The sequence below is a fragment of the Chitinophaga niabensis genome, assembly GCF_039545795.1.
Lineage (GTDB): Bacteria > Bacteroidota > Bacteroidia > Chitinophagales > Chitinophagaceae > Chitinophaga > Chitinophaga niabensis_B.
This window is the reverse complement of the sequence record NZ_CP154260.1, coordinates 1,690,446-1,697,744: the sequence shown is the minus strand read 5'-3', so window position 1 is coordinate 1,697,744 and position 7,299 is coordinate 1,690,446. Positions and strand designations below refer to the sequence as shown.

Genomic DNA, 7,299 nt, shown 5'->3' with positions numbered 1-7,299 from the left:
TATTATCATCAGCAGCCGGAAACAGGGTTTCTTACAGGACCTGTTTTAATACAATAAGGTATAATTAATCACATTCTCGGTTAGACGCAAAGATCATAACAGCTGTAAAAGCTACAATGTTGTGCTGAAAAAAAATTATTAAATGGTGATAGAGTAAATGCTACAAAATCTCCATGTAGCGGAAGGAGTGTAAAATTATTCATATGGACCTGGTTAAAATAAAAAATACGGATTGGTTAACCTCAGATAATAGTTCTCGAAATTACTGTCTTATGCAAAGGAAGGAAAGCAGGCAATATCTTGTTGTCAAACTATTCCGAAATACTTGTAGTAGTTATTCTACATCCAGCAAGTGTGCTTAATTACCATAACCTGTTTTAAAATGAAAAGAGCACTGTTCCCGGTGCTCTTTTCACTTAGATTAAAAAGCCCCCAACTCCGCCAGCACTGCATAATGAGAGCCGGAGTAATTCGAAGCCGTTACGATCTTGATATACCGGCAGCTAACCGCCGATGCAAATGTCTTATACTGTATGGTATTAACGTTCTGCAGGGTGTGCGAACCCTGGGAAGTGTAAGTGATGTTATCAGCACTTGTGTGTATGGTGATATCCTTTAAAGAGCCATTCAGGTTTTCCCTTTGCAGGAATGAAAGACCTGCTATGTTTTTGGAAGACTGCATATCCACAATCACTGTATGCGGATGTGCGGGCTGTGTGCTCTTCCATTGTGTGTGCCATACTGTGGAAGGATTATTATCGAGCAGATTAGCGGCAGGGCCGTCATTCTCCTGGCTATTCACGTAATTGATGGTCCAGCCGGTTTTGCTGAGTTCATCTTTTGTATCTATATCCAATACAGGCAATCCTCCGCTGTAAGAATAGGAATACGATTTCTCTGCGCTGGAACCATTGGTGAACAGGAAACGGATGCGCAGTTTGTAATTATTTGTTTTATTCTGGATCTCGCTGATTGGCATACTGAGCTGTATGCTGTCCCCTGCTGGTACCGCCGTCCATGCTACAGCATCATAATCTGCACCATCTTCTCTGTCGTGATAGATAATTATGTTGTTCACTGTTTTTGTAGCAGTGTATTTTACTTTCAGGTTGATGTTACCACTGCTGTAGCTGGCCTTGAGCGTGTTGATGGTAGCACTGCCGCCGCCATAGATGTCTGTTGCCGTGGCAGCGCGGAATACCTGGCAGTTATTGAGGATGGCTGCGCTGGCTTTAGTGAGGAAGGTAGCTGTTTTACCATAGGTATAGTTACCACTCCCCATAAGTGCTGTACCCATGGCAGGGTTAGCGCCCTCAGATACTTTTTCTTTATTGTGCGGCAGGTTAATACCATGCCCGAGTTCATGCATCAGGCCACCGATCCATTTGGTGGCCCTGTTACCGAGGGTGCTATTCTGCCCCAGGTAACTGGTATCCATTTCTGCATAATCCAGCGCAAAACACCAGCGGCCAAGGCCATAAAAAGGTACACCACCTGGATCTCCGTCCGGCGCATAGGTACTGGCGGGCATAATTACCAAAGTGTGTTCACTGCTTTTCTCCGTAGGATGTGCGGCAAACCAGGTATTCATTTCCGTGATCACTTTATTGCCTCCGCCTTCATAAGGGTATTGATCTTTGGTAAGGTTGCCCCTTACTACAATCACTTTTACCCGGCCGGAACTATCGCTTGTAAGACCAAAGGTGCGGTCACCAAATCCATGGTAACTCATCCATTTGTTATAGAAGGCCTGTCCGTGCCGCAATACGCCATTCAGCCTTGCGCGGTAATTAACGATGGTATCCCCATCGGAGGGAACGAAATAGATCACATTTACATTGTAAGCGTTGCTGCTGGGTGCGGTCATAAACGTGTCTGTACGGGGTGCTGCTGTGTCTGCAGGCGTGATCTCCCGCCTGCAAGCTCCAAAAATGCCGGATAGACATAACATTCCTGAGAGCATTAGATGCTGGTTGTGCTTTTTCATACTCGGGTTTTAATGATGAATTGATTAACAAAACGAGAGTAGCCGGGGCTACTTATATCATACAAACTGTGCGCTCGATTTCGGTTTTCAATAATTAAATCAACGTTTTTATTCTGAGGCTGCAAAATACCGCTTATTCGTTTTTACCTGAGCGTGACAATCTTCGGGTTTCGAAATGACTAGCTCAGGCGCGACTTTGTCCACTTTGCCCCTTTGTGGTTGGAACCCGCCTGTTACCGGTGATACTTTTGAGAAAACAATCACCATGAAAGTAAAAACAAATGGCGGAGGAAGTTCGTTCTGCCATAAAAGCCTAAAAATGAAAGGGTTCATTCTTGCCATCCTGCTCCTGGGTTACACCAGCACACAGGCCTCCTCTTTCGATGAGATCAAACAGATCAATGCAGGGGTGCTGAATGTTGGCTATGCTGAAGTGGGCCCTGCTAACGGTACGCCTGTGATCCTGCTGCATGGCTGGCCTTACGATATTCATAGTTATGCAGATGTGGCCCCCATCCTCGCCAAAGCAGGTTACCGCGTGATTGTGCCCTACCTCCGGGGCCATGGCACCACACGCTTTCTATCTCCCGCTACTTTCCGTAATGGGCAACAGGCTGCGGTAGCGCTGGATATCATTGCATTCATGGATGCATTAAAGATACCCAAAGCTATCATCGGTGGTTACGACTGGGGCGCACGTACAGCAGATATCATTGCCGCATTATGGCCCGAACGCTGTACAGCCCTCGTTTCTGTAAACGGCTACCTGATCAATAACCTGGAACGCAATAAAAAGCCCCTGTCACCTGCGGCAGAATGGGGCTGGTGGTACCAGTATTACTTTGCCACAGAACGTGGCCTGGCAGGATATGAAGCTAACCGGAACGATTTTAATAAACTGATCTGGAAAAATGTTTCCCCTGAATGGCATTTTGATGATGCTACTTTCAGCCGCAGTGCTGCAGCGTTTTCCAATCCGGACTATGTAAGCATCGTGATCCATAATTACCGCTGGCGCTTGAGCCTGGCGCCGGGAGAACCGCAATACGACAGTATCGAAGCGAAACTAGCCGCAGGGCCTGTGATCAGCGTACCTACCATTACCCTGGATGGTGATGCAGACGGTGTAGCCCCTGCTACGGATGGTACCGCTTATGCACAGAAGTTCTCCGGTAAACGCATTCATAAGATCATTAAAGGCGCAGGTCACAATTTACCGCAGGAAGCACCGGAAGCTTTTGCGGCAGCTATTATCGAAGTAAATAACTTATCAAAATAATTCAATCATGAAATATATCCTTATGTATTTGCTCACGTTCACCGCTGTTTTAGCCGGAATGGCACAATCACTTAATGTCCGCACGGCCGCACCTGTTATAGCCCTGGCAAATGAACCGGCAGCCAAACTGGTAGTAGACCCTCCCCTGCCCGGATCACTGGCACAGGGCCGGGTAGTGATCCAGTACTATGCAGAAAACCTCCGCATACTGCCGGTATATGGCAGTGGGGCATTGAATGTTTCTCCCCGCATTGGTCATTTACATGTGACCGTTGATGATGCTCCCTGGCATTGGGCAGATGGCAGCAATGAACCGTTGATCGTAAACGGCTTAACTCCCGGGCCGCATCGCATCCTGTTGGAACTGGCTGATCCCACCCACAAAGTGATCGACAGCAAAACAGTGTCTTTTGTGATACCTGAGCTGACCGGTAATGCCCATGCGCATCATGCAGGATCGGATATTCATGGCACTACGGCAACTTCCGGCATACAACCTTCTGCCACTCCTTTAACCGCACGTGAATTTCGTGGCCCGGCTCCTGTAGCCCCCTTAACCAATGAGCCGGAACCAGTGCTGATGGTTGACCAGCCCCTGGCGGAACCATTGGCAGCAGGCCGTGTGATAGTGCAATACCGCACACAGCACCTCCGCATCCTGCCTGCTTTTGGACCTGCAGCACTGAGGGTTTCACCACGGATCGGGCATATTCATGTAACCGTTGATGGCGGCCCCTGGCGTTGGGCAGACAGCAGTAATGAACCTATTATCATTGTGGGTATGAAACCCGGACTGCACAAGATCCTGGTGGAACTGGTAGATCCAACGCATAAAACCATCACGCAGCAAAGCATTTCTTTTACCGTTCCGGAGGTAAGTAATCCACATCATTAATTTGTTTTATTAATTTTAGAGCAGACTCCATTACCATGAAAAAGTTACTGCTCCTTACCTTTGTGCTATGCTTCCTTTTTCTAAGGGGGCATAGTCAATATTACCCTGGTGCCAGAAATGTAGACGCCAAAGATATTCCCGGTTTTCTCAGCCAATTAAAAGGCAACAACACTGTTCAAAAAAGAGCAGATCTCCTGTTGAGCCTTGGATTCTGCTACCTGCTCAAGATCGGTTCAGAAAAAACCGACATGGATAGCGCCAGGTTGTGTGCGCAACAGGCAATGGCATTAGCCAAACAAATAAACAATACACCGCTGCTGAACGAATCCCAGCTGTTAACAGGTATCACATTTGTAGAACAAAGCCTTTTTGGACCTGCCAGAAAGGCCCTGCAGACAATGAATGATTCCACCAGGGTAAAACTGCAGCTTTCTTTAAGTAAACACATTTACTATAACCAATTCGCTCCCGGGAAGGATACGTGCTGGTTAGATTCAACAGCACATTATGCACACCAGGCCTTCAAACTGGCAACAGATATTCAGCACTTCGTTTTACAGGAGGCAACCATGAGATGGCTGGCAGTTATAGCAATAGAATATAAAGACCGGAACCTGGTTGAAAAGTCTGAAAACGAATATACATTTATGCTGAAGCACTATGTCCCGCTACCCTATCCAACAAAAATAGATCTACTGGCAGAATTATGCATTCTTGCTTTAAGGACGGGAGATCACCATAAGGCATTAAACTATGCGATACAGCAGGAAAAGGAACTAAATGACAACAGTACTAACGTGGAGCGTTATCGTGCATATATCGCCCTGGGAAATGTATACAAATTCCTGGAGCAATATGATAAATCCCTGATCAACTATGGGAAGATCTCTAATGATCCGGCCAGGTACTCTTTCTCCAATGTTTACGTCACAGCCAGCGCCTATTTGCACTGTTTAAGGATGCTGAAACGCAATGATGAAACAATACCTTACCTGGAGAAGCTGCATCAAAAATTTCCTCCAAAAGACGATGTGGATAGAAGCTATTATCACCTGGACCTATCCTTTTCATACAGGGAAATGAATAAGTTTGAACTGGCAGAAGAAAATATGCTGAAAGCCATAAGATACCTGGACCTCTCCAAAAATACCACTGCTATTTTTTATTCCTATCTCGGCACATTGTATGATAAATTCAATTATCCTGAAAAAGCCATCATCGCACTAAGAACTGCTGAAAAAAAATTCACAAAGGAAAATGAACTGGTAAAGGGCACCACCTACCGCTTTATTTCCAAAACAGAAGCCGCACTGGGCAATCATGAAGTTGCCTATAACTATTTACTTAAAAGCAAGAACATAACGGATTCTATCTATAATATCACTAAGGAAAAATATATCCAGGAGCTGGAATTTCAATACCAGACACAGAAAAAGGAAGCGGACCTGCGCGTAAAAGAAGAAAACATCCGCTACCTCAACAAGAATGCAGAACTGATGGTAAAAGATGCCAACCTGCAGAAGGCCAAACTGAATGAGGCTTCACTGCTCGCTGCGCAAAAGGAAAGTGATCTGCAACTGAAAGAAAAGGATATAGCCCTGTTAACCAATAGCACAAAACTGCAAAAGGCAGAAATTGAAAAGGCCGAGATACAGATTGAACAGGAAGCCGCCAGAAGGAAGATCACCGTCCTGGTGATCGTATTACTCGCAGTGATCATTGCTTTGCTGATTTGGCTCTTCTGGACTAAGCTCAGATCCAACAAATTAATCACCAACAAGAACGGGCAACTGCAGCAACTACTCACAGATAAAAGCTGGCTGCTGAAAGAAATGCATCACCGGGTAAAGAACAACCTGCACATCGTTATGAGCCTGCTGGAATCACAATCCGCTTATCTGCAGGATGATGCCCTCGCCGCCGTAAAGAACTCACAGTCCCGCATCTTCTCCATGTCCCTCATACACCAGAAGCTCTATCAGACAGATGATGCCAGAACAATTGATATGGCCTTCTATATCCCGGAACTGATCTGTTACCTCAGGGAATGTTTTAACCTGCAACGCAATTTCCATATCAATATGGACATAGACCATACCGCCTTCAATGTAACGGAAGCAGTGCCGCTGGGACTGATCATCAACGAAGCCGTGACCAACTCTATGAAATATGCTTTTAAAAACAATCAGAACGGAGCCATCCATATCAGCCTCAAAGCCACCGGCATCAATGAATATGAACTGATCATGGCAGACAATGGTATCGGTTTAAGCGAGGGATTTGATATGGATAATGTGACCTCATTGGGCTTTCAGCTGATCAAAGGATTGAGTGATCAACTGGAAGCACGGCTGCATATTGCCAATGAAAACGGGTTAAAGATTATCCTTTCCGCTATTTCTGTTCACAATACCGTACGTTTCGAAACCATGGCCAGTGAGTTCAGCGGGCAAATGACTGCGTAGATCAGGTTATCCAGCGAAAGTAAATAGCCACCGGCATCATGGCGAGTATCAACGGAACAATAATGGAAAAAGCTACTCCGGAAAAAGAGATGAGCCCGTTATACTTTACGTGGTTTAAACCCAGGGATTGGAATGCGCTTTTAAACCCATGCAGCAGGTGCCAGTAAAGCGCAAAGCAGCCTATCAGGTAAATGATCACTTCCAGGGGTTGCTGAAATTTCTCCTGCATCATATCATACAAAGGCAATTCTTCTCCGTGAAAGAACTGATGCGTACGATTAGGGATCCAGAAATTGGAAGTATGTACCACCAGGAATAACAGGATAATTGTACCCATCAGGGCCATACTCCGGCTGTACCAGGTGCTGTTGGCATTCCCCTTATTCACCAGGTATTTCACAGGCCGGGCATCCCGGTTCTTCTTCCACAAATAAAGGCCCTGGCCGATATGCCAGAGAAAACCGGCTATCAGCACAATTTCAATGGTACGGATAATAGGATTGGTACCCATGAAATGTGCCCCGATATTGAAGGTTTTACCGCCATCATTATAAAAGATCAAAGCATTGATGGCACAATGCACTACCAGGAAACTGATCAGGAACAGTCCCGTCAATGCCATCATCACCTTTTTACCAATAGAACTTGAAATGAATTTTACAAACCAGCCCAT

Annotated in this window: 5 protein-coding genes; 3 read left to right on the top strand and 2 right to left on the bottom strand. The window is 45.7% G+C overall.

Going from position 1 to position 7,299, the window contains the following annotated elements:
* Nucleotides 1-421: 421 nt before the first annotated feature.
* Complete coding sequence (locus AAHN97_RS07015) at nt 422-1,987, bottom strand: discoidin domain-containing protein (RefSeq protein WP_343306849.1); 1,566 nt, start codon at nt 1,985-1,987, stop codon at nt 422-424.
* A gap of 265 nt (nt 1,988-2,252) precedes the next feature.
* Here AAHN97_RS07015 and AAHN97_RS07010 point away from each other — a divergent pair, with 265 nt between their 5' ends.
* The 3 genes from AAHN97_RS07010 to AAHN97_RS07000 are packed head-to-tail and all read left to right on the top strand — an operon-like array spanning nt 2,253 to nt 6,626.
* Nucleotides 2,253-3,266: an alpha/beta fold hydrolase gene (locus tag AAHN97_RS07010; RefSeq protein ID WP_343306848.1), complete on the top strand. Its 1,014-nt coding sequence runs from the start codon at nt 2,253-2,255 to the stop codon at nt 3,264-3,266.
* Between the two features lie 7 nt (nt 3,267-3,273).
* On the top strand, nt 3,274-4,161 hold the full coding sequence (locus tag AAHN97_RS07005) for a DUF6130 family protein (RefSeq protein WP_343306847.1): 888 nt from the start codon (nt 3,274-3,276) through the stop codon (nt 4,159-4,161).
* 35 nt (nt 4,162-4,196) lie between these two features.
* A complete protein-coding gene (locus tag AAHN97_RS07000) occupies nt 4,197-6,626 on the top strand; it encodes a tetratricopeptide repeat-containing sensor histidine kinase (protein WP_343306846.1) in 2,430 nt (809 codons plus the stop codon).
* Nucleotide 6,627: 1 nt separating this feature from the next.
* Here AAHN97_RS07000 and AAHN97_RS06995 read toward each other — a convergent pair whose 3' ends face one another.
* Nucleotides 6,628-7,299: a succinate dehydrogenase cytochrome b subunit gene (locus AAHN97_RS06995; protein ID WP_343306845.1), complete on the bottom strand. Its 672-nt coding sequence runs from the start codon at nt 7,297-7,299 to the stop codon at nt 6,628-6,630.

What these genes read in the sequence shown, in the direction of transcription:
- AAHN97_RS07015 (WP_343306849.1), bottom strand. Translation starts at nt 1,987, where the DNA reads ATGAAAAAGCACAACCAGCATCTAATGCTCTCAGGAATGTTATGTCTA.
- AAHN97_RS07010 (WP_343306848.1), top strand. Translation starts at nt 2,253, where the DNA reads ATGAAAGTAAAAACAAATGGCGGAGGAAGTTCGTTCTGCCATAAAAGC.
- AAHN97_RS07005 (WP_343306847.1), top strand. Translation starts at nt 3,274, where the DNA reads ATGAAATATATCCTTATGTATTTGCTCACGTTCACCGCTGTTTTAGCC.
- AAHN97_RS07000 (WP_343306846.1), top strand. Translation starts at nt 4,197, where the DNA reads ATGAAAAAGTTACTGCTCCTTACCTTTGTGCTATGCTTCCTTTTTCTA.
- AAHN97_RS06995 (WP_343306845.1), bottom strand. Translation starts at nt 7,299, where the DNA reads ATGGGCTGGTTTGTAAAATTCATTTCAAGTTCTATTGGTAAAAAGGTG.